Annotated in this window: 10 protein-coding genes; 5 read left to right on the forward strand and 5 right to left on the reverse strand. The window is 42.0% G+C overall.

What is annotated here, in order from left to right:
- Positions 1 to 274 precede the first annotated feature (274 nt).
- Together JMW90_RS01850 and JMW90_RS01855 are read left to right on the forward strand one after the other, a co-directional pair.
- A complete protein-coding gene (locus JMW90_RS01850; RefSeq protein ID WP_201561420.1) occupies positions 275 to 3,244 on the forward strand; it encodes an LPS-assembly protein LptD in 2,970 nt (989 codons plus the stop codon).
- Positions 3,245 to 3,436: 192 nt separating this feature from the next.
- Positions 3,437 to 4,834 carry a peptidylprolyl isomerase gene (locus tag JMW90_RS01855; RefSeq protein WP_201561421.1) on the forward strand — a complete coding sequence of 466 codons (1,398 nt, stop codon included), beginning with the start codon at positions 3,437 to 3,439 and terminating at the stop codon, positions 4,832 to 4,834.
- Between the two features lie 454 nt (positions 4,835 to 5,288).
- On the opposite strand, the gene JMW90_RS01860 is transcribed toward JMW90_RS01855, so the two are convergent.
- The gene (locus tag JMW90_RS01860) at positions 5,289 to 6,419 is read right to left on the reverse strand and encodes an endonuclease/exonuclease/phosphatase family protein (RefSeq protein ID WP_201561422.1); all 1,131 of its coding nucleotides are present in this window, start codon (positions 6,417 to 6,419) and stop codon (positions 5,289 to 5,291) included.
- Between the two features lie 584 nt (positions 6,420 to 7,003).
- Between JMW90_RS01860 and asd the strand changes: the two genes are divergently transcribed.
- Positions 7,004 to 8,137 (forward strand): aspartate-semialdehyde dehydrogenase, encoded by a 1,134-nt coding sequence (gene asd / locus JMW90_RS01865; RefSeq protein ID WP_201561423.1) that lies wholly within the window; start codon positions 7,004 to 7,006, stop codon positions 8,135 to 8,137.
- 77 nt (positions 8,138 to 8,214) lie between these two features.
- Here the strand turns inward: asd and JMW90_RS01870 are convergent, their stop codons facing one another.
- The gene (locus tag JMW90_RS01870) at positions 8,215 to 8,835 is read right to left on the reverse strand and encodes an SOUL family heme-binding protein (RefSeq protein ID WP_265089211.1); all 621 of its coding nucleotides are present in this window, start codon (positions 8,833 to 8,835) and stop codon (positions 8,215 to 8,217) included.
- A gap of 288 nt (positions 8,836 to 9,123) precedes the next feature.
- Between JMW90_RS01870 and tgt the strand changes: the two genes are divergently transcribed.
- Positions 9,124 to 10,275, forward strand: a complete 1,152-nt coding sequence (gene tgt, locus JMW90_RS01875) for a tRNA guanosine(34) transglycosylase Tgt (RefSeq protein WP_201561425.1) — start codon at positions 9,124 to 9,126, stop codon at positions 10,273 to 10,275.
- Between the two features lie 124 nt (positions 10,276 to 10,399).
- A complete protein-coding gene (locus JMW90_RS01880) occupies positions 10,400 to 11,101 on the forward strand; it encodes an IS1 family transposase (protein WP_201561426.1) in 702 nt (233 codons plus the stop codon).
- Positions 11,102 to 11,228: 127 nt separating this feature from the next.
- Here JMW90_RS01880 and JMW90_RS01885 read toward each other — a convergent pair whose 3' ends face one another.
- From JMW90_RS01885 to lpxA, 3 genes are all read right to left on the reverse strand, one after another.
- Positions 11,229 to 11,360: a methionine/alanine import family NSS transporter small subunit gene (locus JMW90_RS01885; RefSeq protein WP_201543419.1), complete on the reverse strand. Its 132-nt coding sequence runs from the start codon at positions 11,358 to 11,360 to the stop codon at positions 11,229 to 11,231.
- A gap of 52 nt (positions 11,361 to 11,412) precedes the next feature.
- The gene (locus JMW90_RS01890) at positions 11,413 to 12,930 is read right to left on the reverse strand and encodes a sodium-dependent transporter (protein WP_201561427.1); all 1,518 of its coding nucleotides are present in this window, start codon (positions 12,928 to 12,930) and stop codon (positions 11,413 to 11,415) included.
- A gap of 299 nt (positions 12,931 to 13,229) precedes the next feature.
- Positions 13,230 to 14,009: an acyl-ACP--UDP-N-acetylglucosamine O-acyltransferase gene (lpxA, locus tag JMW90_RS01895; RefSeq protein ID WP_201561428.1), complete on the reverse strand. Its 780-nt coding sequence runs from the start codon at positions 14,007 to 14,009 to the stop codon at positions 13,230 to 13,232.
- Positions 14,010 to 14,020 lie beyond the last annotated feature (11 nt).

The raw sequence follows: 14,020 nt of genomic DNA on the forward strand, positions 1-14,020 counted from the left end.
TAGGACAAATACTTGCTAAAATAGTGGGCGCTTATTGCACAGTCGCTGCTCTCTTAAAAATTGCATGGCTATCTAATAAACTTTGATAATTTGATAAATAGTGTAGCTGATTTGGTTTTTTTTGACTATGATTAGTCGTCATTATATGTAAAACGTCCCAACTTTTAAGATTATATTATTTATTATTCGTTTATAAAGCGCTGTAGCTGTCTAAAATAGGCTTGATAGACGATATATTGCAATCCAATAGGCTCTACAAATCATAGGTGTGCCCTTGTTATATTCTCCGCTTTACCAAAGCATCCGTTTGATTTTATTTGGCGCGCTAGGCTTATCGAGCCTGACCGTTAGTGCCGCTATCAATCAGACTGACTCGATGATGCCTGAGCCATTGGTGGCTGATAGCTCAAACCAGTATGCCGATGACGTAGCAACTGATGCCAATATTGATGCTGGTTTTAATAATGAAATCAATCAAGACATCCGCTATCAAAGCGACAGTCAGCAGTCAGCAGCCTATAAAAAAGCCAGTTTGAGTAGTGAGGCTACTTTAGGTAATGACGCGGCTGTAAATAATAGCAATATCACTGAGATTAATGATCGTAACAAGACGAGCCAAGATAGCCGCGTTGCCCCAGTAAATACAGGCAACCCATCAAAAGCTGGTAATCGTCGAATTGATACCAATGATGAGAGTATTCAAGAAAGCCTTAAACGTTTAGCAGAGTTTTATGAGCTGACGCCAGAGACGAGCGCTTCAACAGTAAACAGCAATCAAAATAGCCTGACACCTGTAACCACCAACATTCCAACTGTCGGCAGCAACCTGCAACTGCTGCCAAACACTGTCGATAGCGCTGAGCGCTGCGAAGGTCAATGGGTTTATCCTAAGAAAAATCCCAATTATCAACGGGCTATCAATGAAGCAGGCGCCAGTAATGGTCAACCAGCACCAAATTTAAACGGTCTGCCCAATAATCAAGCGCCGCTATTTGCAGAATCAGATTATGGCTACTACGATAGTGTCGATTATGCCGAGCTATCAGGTAATGTCATCATTGACCAAGGGACTCAGCATATTGAAGCCGAAAAAATCGTACTGGACTTAAGTAACGGGGTGGCGGCAGCGCAAGGTAACGTGATGTTTACGGATCAAGCCACCGGCAATGCTTCTGCGACTGGAGCACAAGACCGCACTCAACAAAACGGTAGAACCAGCCTCACTGAAAAAGCGGCGCAAGGTGGTCTCATCGGTGTCGCTGACGATTTGAATTATAATACTGAAACGGGGCAATCTACTGCTACGAATGTCGCTTTTGCCAGTGTTGAGCTACAATCACATGGTTATGCCAAGCGCTTAAACCGACCGAATGAGAGCCAGTATGAATTGGATGAGGTCATGTATAGCACCTGTCCTCCGACCAATCGTAAGTGGCAATTTGATGCCAAAAGCATAGATTTAGACACCGAAACAGGACGCGGTGAAGCCTACAATACCACTTTCCGTATTGCCGATGTGCCCGTATTTTACCTGCCATATTTTAACTTTCCGATAGACAGTCGACGCGGTAGTGGGTTTTTATTGCCCAATGCAAGTATCAGTAGTGAAAATGGGCTTGAAATTGATGTACCTTACTACTTCAATCTAGCACCCAACTATGATGCTACGCTCAGCACGCATATCTATAGCACCCGTAATCCCATGCTATCTGGCGAGTTTCGCTATTTAACCGAGAATTATGGCGAGGGTATCTTTAATGGTTCCTATTTGCCTAATGATAAAGAATACGATGGCGAAGACCGCCGCAGTTTATTTTATGATCATTATTGGTCATCTACCAGCATTCCACGTCTGAGTGGTGAGGCCAAATACAGCTACGTGTCAGATGCCGACTACCTCAATGATTTTGATACGCTAGGGTTATCAGATAACACCCTAAATCTACCGCGCCGCGCGCAGTTGAATTATTATAATGATTATGTCGATGGTGAGCTAAAAGTAGAAACCTTCCAAACACTTGATGCGCTGAATGGTAACGGGCAGATATTGCAAGATAAAGACAAACCTTACTCACGCCTGCCGCAGCTCAAACTTGATTATCGCCTGCCTTGGGCGAAGAATTTTGATATTACTGGCGTAAGTGACTCTGCTTATTTTAAAAAATCCATCGATGATGGTTCTGAGAGTGAAAAAAGTGGCACGCGTTTTTATAATAAACTCAGCGCCTCTTACCCTATGGAGAATTCATGGGGTTATATCAAGCCAAAGCTAAGCTTACAGCACCTGTTTACCACTTATGATCAAGACAGCTTGGTGGACAATTCATTGGGTAAAGATGATGGCAGCCAATCAGTGTTTGTTCCCCAAGCCAGTATTGATGCAGGTTTGCATTTTTATCAAGCAGGTTCGCCGTTTGGTGCATTTGACGATACCTTAGGCGGTTATCGCCTGCTTAGCCCACGTTTAAAATATACCTACTCGCCTTACCAAGACCAAAATGATATTCCAAACTTTAATACTCGTATTGCCTCCATCAATTATGAGCAACTGTTTTCAGACAGCTGGTTCTTGGGACATGATCGCTTGCAAGATTTACACGCTTTTACCCCAGGCATTAACTATCGTTACATCGATGCAACGGGCGTGACACGTTTTGATGGTAGCATTGGTGAGCAATTTTATCTCGATGATGGACGCGTTACGCTTGATAATACAAAACCTGTCTTTACCTCATCCTCTTCAGGATTGGTTTGGGATACCAGTACCCAGCCTTACAATAATGTCTGGATTGATGTGAGTGGCGCGCTGACCAACAGCTATGATTTAAATCATATTACCACTGAATTACGTTATCAGCCCTCTGACAACAGCCTATTTAATGTAGGCTTTATCAAACGTCAACGTGATGAAAACACCAACCAGCTGCCATTGTCGGCATTGACAGCGTCAGCAGTTTTCCCAATTAATAACAACTGGCGTGTATTGGCCCAAGGTCAATATGACTATAATCGCAATCAGATGCTCGATTCACTGATTGGAATCGATTATGAGGATTGCTGTTTTGGCTTTGCGGTGTATGGTCGTCGTTACTATAATGACTTAAATATTGCCGACAAACCCACACAAGCAATTATGGCAGAAGTGAGATTGAGTGGTCTTGGCAGCGGTAGCAGTCGTCTAACGCGCTTGCTGGCTGATAAAGTGTTAGGCTTTGAGCCTGTTCAAAGCGCATGGAAAGATTAAAAACATAATGAGAGACAAGCCTAATTTATAGCCTATTATGTGTGGTATAAAATGATTTGAATTCTATTATAAACAACCTTAGCCACTACTTTAGTATTAATATTTTTAGCATTAACATTGTTTGATACTTAAAGTATGGCGAGTGGATTTAACCGATTACCATCCGATGCAATGACATTGATGAGGAGCATCATGAGATTTTTTTCTTTACGCCAAACAAGCCAAGCAGTAGTCCTATCTATGGGTTTAATGACTGCTCTTACCCTGAGCGTTAGCGCCCAAGCAGCAACGGTGAACGCTGCAAAAGCGCAAGCGACGACAACTCAAAAAAATAGCGTGGCTCGTTTAACGCCTGCCAATAGTACAGATGGCATCATTGCATTGGTGAATGAAAATGCGATTTTAAAAAGTGATCTTGTTGCTGCTATTGCTCAGACACAGGCACGTGCAAAGGCTGCAGGCGAACCTATCGCCAATTCAGCACAGTTACAGTCAGAAGTATTAAACGCCCTTATCTTGCGTGAGCTACAGCTGTCTTTGATTAAACGTGTTGGGTTAAATCCTGACGAAGCGGCTATCAATAAGCGCTTGGAACAAATAGCAAAAGCGGAAGGGCTAAGTAGCATCGCAGCTTTACAGCAGCGCTTAGACTCAGCGCAATCGGGCAGCTACGCGACTTTGCGCGCGCAGCTGATTGAAGATACAGCGATTCAAGCCTTACAACAGCGTCAAATCACCAATCGCGTGCGCATTAGCGAACAAGATATTGACGCATTTTTGGCATCACCTGAAGCCAAACGCTTGAATCAAAGTGAGTATCAGACTGTCCATGTCCGCGTTCCATATATAGATGACTATAGCCGCCTATCAGAGGCGCAGCGTAACGACGCCTTAAAAGTGGCGCAAAATCTACGTACGCGCCTTCTAGTGCCAAATGTCGATGTGGCTGAAGCCATTGTAGCCAGTCAAGGCAATTACCCTATCCCACTACAAGGTGGTGATATGGGCTTTCATAAAGCCGCTGCCCTCCCAACTGAGCTATCTAGCGAGATTACCAAGCTTGAGGTTGGCGCTGTGAGTGCCCCTTTAATCACGCCTGAAGGCATTGACATCATCAAGCTTGCTAATAAAAAAGCCAGTGATACCATGCTTGTCCCTCAGTGGAATACCAGCCATATCTTGGTCAAAGTTGATGAGCTGCAAACGGACGCCCTTGCCGAGCAAAAAATCAATGACCTCTATAGCCAGCTACGTAATGGGGCAGATTTTGCAAGTTTGGCATCAACCTATTCAGACGATCCTGGTTCAGCAGGACGTGGTGGCGATCTAGATTGGGTTGGTGAAGATCAAATGATTGGTCCGTTTGAAACGATGATGAAAAACACCGCAGTCGGTGACTATTCTGCTCCGTTTAAAACGCAATTTGGTTGGCACATACTTAAAGTTGAAGGTAAACGTCAACAAGATGTCAGCGATGAGTATCGTCGTACTATGGCACGTCAAGCACTATATCAACGTTTAGCACCGCAGGCGAAGGAAGATTGGTTGCAAGAGCTACGTGCTGGCGCTTATATTCAAGTATTGGGTTAATCCATGCTTAACTAATAGCTGATAAAACGTGTTGAAAAAGGGTATATGCTAATGCAGATACCCTTTTTTATTACTCAAAATAATACCGAACATATGAATATTCGAGTATAAGAATAACGAGCAAAAACCTATAGATCAATATCTTACACACAAAGAAAAGCCCCGAACCTAGGGCGATTGGTTCAGGGCTTTGGTATTTCATATTGTTATTATTATCTCTTCCGTGTTGACTCATCCTAAGTCATAAACAGTAATCCATGAGCCAGTGGGCTGTCCTGTCCTATTATTGATACTGTCTCAACACCACATCCTTGCGTATCCTTGTGTTGATGGGTGTATTCTAAGACAATTAATGTGCTGCAACTAGAGGCTAAAGACCTTATTTGATGTAAGCATTTGCTTACGTCTTTATCGAGCAATTCAAGAAAGTTTATGACCTAGTTTAGCTTTGTTATCAATTGCTATTATTCTGTGCTTCTGCGTGCTCTTTAGATAGTTTACTGCCCTCTTTTTTACCCGCTTTGATTTTATTCTCTGTTTCTTTAGAGTCTTCTGCTTGTTCACTAGGAGCATTGTCTTCCTGTTTACTCGCCTTTTCTGGCTCATATTGCAATGTTGTCAGCACCGGAAAGTGATCAGAGCCAATCGAGGGTAAACGTTGAATATCAATAACCGTAAAACAAGGACTATGAAAAAGATGATCGAGCGCCCAACGTAAAAATGGATAATCGACGTGAAAGGTATTGATAAAATGCCGCCCGATACGAGGATCTAGTAGACCTGAAATACGCTGAAAGCGACGAGTAGTCTTTGACCAAGCGACATCATTAAGATCCCCTGCTAGTATGGCAGTCTGCTCATTGTCTTTAATATGCTTGCCAACCATCAGCAGCTCTGCATCGCGGGTAGTAGATTTGTCTGCTTCCGTTGGACTTGGTGGCATCGGATGCAAGCAGTACAGCCAAATGACGCGCCCGCCCTGCAAACGCAGCTGAGTATGAATAGACGGTATGTCATCGATGATTAGATATTTAACTTCAGGGTCTATCAGCTCAAGCTTAGAATAAAGATGCATACCGTATAAATTGTCTAAGGGTACTTTTACGGTATATGAATAATCGGCTTCGATTTGATTCAGCGCCTTCTCCCATTTCTCATCACTCTCTAAAGTAATCAAAATATCAGGCTGCTTCCGTTGTACCAATTCAACCAATTTGTAGGTGTCGTCATTGGTCGTCAATACATTTGAGACCATGATTTTTAACTGATGTTCTTGCACATCCGGCTTGTCTTTAGCATTTAGTACTTCTTTTTTCCATAGCATGGTGTACGGCAATACCATTCTAAACTGAAAGGCTAAGGCAATACTCAACGCCCCAAACAGCAGCCACTGTACCAATTGCCAGTCTGAGCCAAATGCCACCATACCGATCCATGCAATGATCCCTAGTATCATGATTTGGATACGAGGGAAATCCACACCGCGTACCCACCAGTTGTCTAGCGGCAGCCAGCCCCATATGGTGACAAATGTGACAAGCCCTGCCAGTCCTTGTGCACCATAGTATAGAAATGAGAAATCCATAATGTGTATCGACCACTTATCAAATGAATGGCTAAGCCAGTGATTGTATTTATTATTACTGTTCTGCATTTATGATAGCAACATAAGCAGCTTATAGATCATAAATCATGCAGACTTAGCATATGGGCTTACTTTAGCATGTCAAACGACCAGCACCTACTACTGAACATTAATTATCCAATAGACACTATAAAAAATTACAATGATAATGCTTGCATTTAGGCTTATGCTATAGTCGATCGTAAACAAAAGAAATGTAAATATTATCAAGCACTAGGTTAATTTTCATTGCTTGCTGTGCCTATGCAGACAGAAGATGCGAATCATTAACCCCAGTAGTTATGTACCCTTTTAAAAGTGGATTAACTATATTGAGCAAAGTTCATACTTTACTAAGAATTGCTATCATTTCTAGTTTATTAGCCTATTTTGAGTCCTGACCATAACTCAAAGTTATCACCAGCATAGTTAATAGTGTTAGTAAAACCCGCGAAACCAGTCAAAAAACCTTGCTTTTTGGGGCTATTCACGGCATTGTTATTGGTTGGCGATGCAACAATTTATTGTAAAAAGGATTGAGTTTGATGAGTAATTTAACAGTGGGCTTGGTAGGCTGGCGCGGTATGGTCGGGTCAGTATTGTTACAACGTATGATGGAAGAAAAAGACTTTGACGGTATTACACCGGTGTTTTTTTCAACCAGTAATGCAGGCGGTGATGCGCCAAGTTTTGATGGTATTAAGACCAGCCAACTACAAGATGCTCATGATATTGACGCCCTTACCGCTTGTGATGTCATTATTACCTGCCAAGGTGGCGACTATACCTCAAAGGTCCATCAACCACTGCGTGACAGTGGCTGGACTGGCTATTGGATTGATGCGGCAAGTACATTACGCATGGAAGATGACAGCATCATCATTCTTGATCCGGTTAACCGTAGCGTTATCGATAGTGCACTTGCTGAGGGTAAAAAGGACTTTATCGGTGGTAACTGTACCGTTTCATTAATGCTAATGGCGATTGGTGAATTGTTCAATAAAGGCTGGGTCGAATGGGTCAGCGCCATGACGTATCAAGCCGCTAGTGGTTCAGGTGCCAACAACATGCGCGAGCTTATCGCAGGTATGGGTATATTGCATGATGCCGTCAAAGACGAGCTTGCCAATCCTGCCAGCGCCATTCTTGAGATTGATAAGAAAATTGCTCAGACTCAACGCTCAGACGATTTCCCTAAACAATACTTCGGCGTGCCATTAGCCGGTAGCTTAATTCCTTATATCGATTCTCAGCTTGAAAACAAACAATCTCGTGAAGAGTGGAAAGGTGGCGTTGAAACCAATAAAATCCTTGGCAACTCTGAAGCAGATAAGATTGCTATCGATGGCATGTGTGTGCGCGTTGGCGCCATGCGCTGTCATGCACAAGGCTTAACCATCAAGCTTAAAAAAGATATTCCGCTAGAAGAAATCGAAGCGGCATTGAAAAATAGCGGTAACGAATGGTTGGACGTGGTAGAAGACGATAAAGAAGCGACTATGAATCGCTTAACGCCTGTGGCAGTGACCGGTAATTTGACGGTCGCATTAGGTCGCCTGCGTAAGCTGAATATGGGACCTGAGTATCTAGGCGCATTTACCGTCGGAGACCAACTATTATGGGGCGCAGCTGAGCCATTACGCCGTATGCTCAATATCATCCGCGAGCAAAACAGCTAAACCAAATTTTCTGAAATTAGATATAAAAAAGACAGCAAATGCTGTCTTTTTTATGGGTTATTTTTATTAATAATAGGTTATTTTGGTTGATAAGCAATCATAATTTCATTACGGCGCATAAAAGGCAGTGTCCAAGGTGGATTATAACGTGCCAGTTCAGGGGTGCCTATCACTGTTAATTTTTGCTTCTGCATCCAAGATTGTAATTCTGCTGTTTTGGCAGCCACCCTTTCACTACCAGCAAGTCCTGAAAACTTAATAACGCCATAAGTCTGCGCTGGCACTTTGATAATTTTGATGTCTGGATTATTTGGTTTGGGTAGTGTCTGCATCGTATATTGACTCAGCATAGTAAATTGTACTCGCCATTTACCATTGTTTTGTTGCTGCTCTTGTTTAATAGACACTGGAGCGGTCATGGCAATTTTTTGCGGCTCATTATCGTCGTTTTTATTTCTAAATTGCTTTGCTTCAAACTTCATAGCTACAGGCGCTGTCATGCTAATCTTGCTACTTTCTCCACTTGGCGCCGTATTATTACCGAATATATAATCTGCCAATACCTTAAATCCTGCACGACCGGCCGCATCTTGGTCACCAGACACCCAAGTTTGCGCCACCAGCTGATTCTCATAGCGACGTAATTCAAAGTTTTCGGTTTTTGATAGAAGGGTATAGTTTGGTTCTTCGGTAGCCATAGCTACTCCTGATATCGATAATAAGCTACTTAACAATAAGCTGCTCTTTAAGTAATTTCTTTTGGTCATGACTTATCTCCATTGCCCAAAAGCATATAAGGTATTAATACGGGGATTTTTAGTCTGTTTTACACTTTAGCAATGACTTGATCACGATGTCTGTAGCTTTTAGTTATAGTCGACTAAAAACACCCCATGAAATCTAGACCAAATAAACATCAATAACCAAAAAAAGCCTAACAATGCTATAATTAGCACCATTTTCATAGCTCATATAGCGGTTATCTTATGCAATTTGTCTTACATAAAACAGCCAGCGGCGTCACACGCGCACGCCGCGGCACAGTCCATCTCAATCATGGCGACGTACAAACGCCGGCCTTTATGCCAGTCGGTACTTACGGTACTGTTAAAGGTATGCTACCACGTGATATCGAAGCGATTGGCGCTGATATCATCCTTGGCAATACCTTTCATTTATGGCTGCGTCCTGGTACCGATATTATTGATAAGTTTGGTGGTCTGCATAAGTTTATGCATTGGGATAAGCCGATTTTGACAGACTCAGGTGGCTTTCAAGTATTCAGTCTGGGTGCGATGCGTAAAATCACTGAAGAAGGGGTTACCTTTAAATCGCCTATCGATGGGGCCAAAGTTTTCTTATCACCAGAAAAATCGATGCAGATTCAATATAGCTTGAATTCAGATATCGTGATGCAGTTTGATGAATGTACGCCTTATCCAGCAACCCACGACGAAGCCAAAAAATCTTTAGAATTGTCACTACGTTGGGGACAACGCTGCGTTGATGAGCATAAAAAGCTTGGTAGTACCAATGCCTTATTTGGCATCATCCAAGGCAGTATGTATGCCGATTTGCGTAAGCAGTCACTTGAGGGTTTGCTTGATATTGGCTTTGACGGTTATGCCATCGGTGGCTTATCTGTTGGCGAGCCAAAAGAAGAGATGATAGACGTCCTAGATTACATCGCCGATGATATGCCAGCTGATAAGCCGCGTTATTTGATGGGTGTTGGTAAGCCTGAAGACCTCGTTGAAGGAGTACGACGCGGCGTTGATATGTTCGATTGCGTGATGCCAACCCGTAACGCGCGTAATGGTCATTACTTCGTCACAGGCGACGCTGAAAATGCGGGCGTGGTACGTATACGCAACAGCCAATACCGCACCGATGAAGGTCCATTAGACCCTGAATGCGACTGTTATACTTGTCAGAATTTTAGTCGTGCTTATTTATCGCATTTGAATAAATGCAAAGAGATGCTGGGCGCGCAGTTAGCGACCATTCATAATCTGCGTTACTATCAACGTTTGATGCAAGGTATCAGAGACGCCATCGAACAAGATAAATTTGATGAGTTCGTAACTGAATTTTATAATAAACGTGGTCAGAGTGTTCCTGAGCTAAATCTGCGTTAATTTACTTTGACTAGACTCTGACTTAATAACAAACCTGTTATTAAAATATATGGTGGTGTATCAGAAAGTATGCTGAGGAAATAAAGGAGGGTGACAGCCAAAGCAAGATGATATATTTGAAGTTATGAAGACACAAATAGATATCAGCTGCCCCGACTGTCACAGCTCCAGTTTAAAGAAAAACGGCATAAAAAGCTATGGTAAGCAAAACTACCAGTGTAAGGACTGCAAACGTCAATTCATAGGTGACCATGCCTTAACCTACCAAGGCTGTCACTCTAGAATAGAAGATAAGATACGGCTGATGACGGTTAGAGGTTGTGGCATCAGAGACATTGCTGTTGTCATGTCTATCAGTATTGGTAAAGTATTGAGCACCATAGGCTCATCCGTGTATGAGATTGCGCCTAGAAAGAGCTACTATGAACGTTTAGAGGTTGATGAGTTTTGGACTTACGTGTATCGCAAGAAACGTAAAGTCTGGCTCATCTATGCTTATGACCGTGCTACCAATGAGATTGTCGCTTATGTCTGGGGCAAGCGTGACTTAAAAACGGCTAAGAAGTTAAGAGCACGTCTTAAGCAGCTTAAAGTCAGTTATGACTCTATTAACATGGATAACTGGGATAGCTTTATAACCGCATTTAAGACTGATAATAAACAAATTGGTAAGCAGCATACGGTAGGCATAGAAGGTAATAATTGTCGCCTAAGACACCGATTGCGTCGAGCCGTTAGAAAGACCTGTTGCTTCTCAAAAAAGCTTGATAACCACTTTAAGACGTTTGATTTGGTGTTCTTTTATATCAATTATGGTTACGTCTGATAACAGCATACTTTTTAGAACACCACCAAATATATTAAGTACAAAAATGCCAGTCGGCTTACACTGACTGGCATTTACTTTTAATGATTAAAAACCTTTATGCTTAAAAAATTTAATACTTGAATACTTAAAAATTATCATCTGGCACTTGACTCATTGGAACATCTGGGTTGTTTCTTAGATGTATGATGGAAGCAATCAAGCCGCCCCATATAAGTACCATTGATATAATCATAAAAATAATAGCTGAGGTGCTCATAATAAATTCCTATTGAAATGTTAATCTATCTGCTAACTATTTAGTTTATTGGCTAGCGCGCCTCATCAATTGCACGAGCTTTATCATCTTCTTCATCATGGATACCCTTCATACGGCTTAGTATAAATGCCCCTAAACCAAAGAATACGACGGCGCCCCAACCAAATAGTAATAGGATAGTTGAAGAATAACCTTCATAAGGTGTTTTAACCAAATCAATAAACTTAAGACCCAAAGCGATGGTAAGTACCGTTGGGGTAATAACGGTTAGCATGAATATCCAAGCGCCGCCTAATTTGATACTAGAGATACGATTGCTGTGAGCCAATAAATTTGGAATTTTATTACGGTTAAACCAAGTAATTAATACAATTGACATTAAACCGCCAGCAACGATACCGATATTATTAGCAAAATGATCAATGACATCTACTAATACCAATGAGCTACCAGTAGAAAATGCTGAGATAGAGATGACCGCACACACACCACATATTACCGCAACTGCTTTTTTACGTGACCAATCAAATTTTTCTTGAAAAGCAGAGATGGGTACTTCTAAAATACTGATCAGAGAGCTAATACCAGCAACGACCAAAGAGCCAAAGAATAAGAAACCAATGAAATCACCACTTGGACCCATAGTAGAAATGATTTTAGGGAATACGAAGAACGCAAGTCCAACACCGCCGCTAGCAACTTCAGAGACATCTTGACCTGTTGATACGGCCATAAAGCCAATAGCAGCAAAGATACCAATACCTGCAATAAGCTCAAACGAAGAGTTCGCAAAACCAACTACTAAGCCGGCACCTGTTAAATTGGTATTTTTCTGTAAGTATGAGGCATATGTCACCATAATACCGAAACCTACTGATAGAGAGAAAAAGATGTGTCCATAAGCTGCTAGCCAGACGTTGGGATCTTTCATTTTCACCCAGTTTGGCTCAAAAAAGGCATTTAAGCCGACGATAGCACCCGGTAAGTTGACTGCCTTATATACCATAACGCCAAACAATACTAGCAACAACGGCAGACAAATTTTATTGGCGAGTTCCACACCTTTACGGATACCACCAAACATAATTAATATGGATAATGCCCAAACGATAACCAAACCTATGAACATCTGTGGTACAAATACGGAGGTTAAGTCTCCTGTATGTTTTACAAAGTCACTGACGAAAAAGTTCGTGGTGTCTTCACCCCATTTTTGTCCAAACGAGAAAAACATATAGCTACCAGCCCAAACAATAACGGCTGCGTAATAAATGGCTATCACGAAAGATACTAGCGTCTGCCACCACCCTACAAACTGTCCAGATGGTGAGAATTTTTTGTAAGCCCGAGGCGCTGCAGTACGATATTTATGCCCTATAATATAATCTAAAAATAATAGTGGAATACCTGCTGTCAGTAAAGCAATAAGATAAGGCACCATAAATGCCCCACCACCATTATCATAAGCCACATAAGGAAAACGCCATATGTTACCTAAGCCTACCGCTGAGCCGATAGCGGCTATGATAAATCCAGTTCTACCAGACCAATTTTCCCTTTGCTGTGCCATGTACCACTCCTAAAATTTATCAATAGTCTCTTTGATCATCTTTAGTATTTGTATTAAGTTAAATGAATTGAGATAACCAAAGAGATCACAAGTCAGCTGTTAGTTAAAATAAGTTGCTGTAACCTTACTACAAACCATAAGTAAGTTTCTGCTGAGGAGCCAAAAAAGTCAAGTGGTCGTAAATATAACAAGCCATAACTGATTAGTTATGGCTTGTTATATTTACAATTCATATCAATAAGCTTTGGTTTCGCTTGTGAATCTTTATCGAACACACTGCCTGTTTTATAACACACAAATTAACGAACAACCCCGCGTCGGCTTTTCTGTAGTGAATCAATTAAAAACTCGATTTTCGGCTCTTTTGGTAGCAAATCTTGCTTTAATACTTCAAGGGCTTGCACTGTCGTTAAACCAGATCTAAAAACAACACGATAAGCTTGACGCAACACATCGATACTATCTTTAGACCAGCCTTTGCGGCGCATGCCTTCTATGTTAAGACCGTGCGCCTTAGCAGGATTACCTGAAACCATAGTAAAGGCTGCTACATCTTTTAAGACCAACGTTGCACCACCAACCAAACTATAATCATCAATGGTACAAAACTGATGAATGCCTGAATTGCCACCGACAATAACATGATTACCAATGGTAACGTGACCGGCGACGCCAACATTATTAGCCAATACATTATGATTACCAATTAAGCAATCGTGAGCCACATGAGTGTTGACCATGAGCAAGTTATGACTGCCAATCTTGGTCAAGCCACCATCTTGCTCAGTACCACGGTGCAAGCTACAGGCTTCACGAATGGTATTATGATCGCCAATCTCAAGCCAAGTGCGCTCACCTGCGTATTTTAAATCTTGCGGATCTTCACCGATACTAGCAAATTGATAAAACTCATTGTATTCACCGATACGGGTCAGTCTAGTGACAACCACGTGGCGATGCAATACCGTATGGGCACCAATCGTAACCTCATCACCGATGATACAGTAAGGGCCAATGGTTGCGGTTTCATCAATCGTAGCAGACGGTGAGATGAGTGCTGTTGGATGGATCTGACTCATAATAGAGGCCT

Source organism: Psychrobacter glacincola, from assembly GCF_904846215.1.
Classification (GTDB): Bacteria; Pseudomonadota; Gammaproteobacteria; order Pseudomonadales; family Moraxellaceae; genus Psychrobacter; species Psychrobacter glacincola.

Bases quoted from the DNA above. Each gene is read 5' to 3' on its own strand.
- tgt (WP_201561425.1), top strand. From the start codon at position 9,124: ATGCAATTTGTCTTACATAAAACAGCCAGCGGCGTCACACGCGCACGC.
- JMW90_RS01860 (WP_201561422.1), bottom strand. From the start codon at position 6,419: ATGGATTTCTCATTTCTATACTATGGTGCACAAGGACTGGCAGGGCTT.
- JMW90_RS01870 (WP_265089211.1), bottom strand. From the start codon at position 8,835: ATGGCTACCGAAGAACCAAACTATACCCTTCTATCAAAAACCGAAAAC.
- asd (WP_201561423.1), top strand. From the start codon at position 7,004: ATGAGTAATTTAACAGTGGGCTTGGTAGGCTGGCGCGGTATGGTCGGG.
- JMW90_RS01855 (WP_201561421.1), top strand. From the start codon at position 3,437: ATGAGATTTTTTTCTTTACGCCAAACAAGCCAAGCAGTAGTCCTATCT.
- lpxA (WP_201561428.1), bottom strand. From the start codon at position 14,009: ATGAGTCAGATCCATCCAACAGCACTCATCTCACCGTCTGCTACGATT.
- JMW90_RS01880 (WP_201561426.1), top strand. From the start codon at position 10,400: ATGAAGACACAAATAGATATCAGCTGCCCCGACTGTCACAGCTCCAGT.
- JMW90_RS01885 (WP_201543419.1), bottom strand. From the start codon at position 11,360: ATGAGCACCTCAGCTATTATTTTTATGATTATATCAATGGTACTTATA.
- JMW90_RS01890 (WP_201561427.1), bottom strand. From the start codon at position 12,930: ATGGCACAGCAAAGGGAAAATTGGTCTGGTAGAACTGGATTTATCATA.